The sequence below is a fragment of the Gemmiger formicilis genome (assembly GCF_016901605.1).
Classification (GTDB): domain Bacteria; phylum Bacillota; class Clostridia; order Oscillospirales; family Ruminococcaceae; genus Gemmiger; species Gemmiger formicilis_B.
The window spans coordinates 1-279 of record NZ_JACJKP010000612.1; the positions used below are offsets into that span (position 1 = coordinate 1).

At 51.6% G+C, this 279-nt stretch carries 1 protein-coding gene; it reads left to right on the forward strand.

The genetic code is table 11. The features are described from left to right. Positions 1 to 243: 50S ribosomal protein L9 (gene rplI / locus H6B10_RS16155; protein ID WP_204652440.1), on the forward strand; the 243-nt coding region annotated here is incomplete at its 5' end. Between the last annotated feature and the right edge of the window lie 36 nt (positions 244 to 279).

The following is a 279-nucleotide window of genomic DNA, read 5'->3' on the forward strand; positions in this document are numbered from 1 at the left end:
GCTGCCAAAATCAGCGGCAAAACGGTGACCACCAAAATCAAGGGCGGTGCTTCCGGCAAGCTGTATGGCAAAGTAACCGGCAAGGAAGTGGCGGAACTGCTGACGCAGCTGACCGGCACCGAAATTGATAAAAAGAAAGTAGAGCTGCCCTCCGCTATCAAGGAATTTGGCAGCTATGATGCAACGGTGCGCCTGTACGCAGGTGTGTCTGCAGCATTCAAAGTCAAGGTTGAAGAACTGTAAAGCAAAACTGCTTTGCAGAGTGGCTGGAAGGGAGAA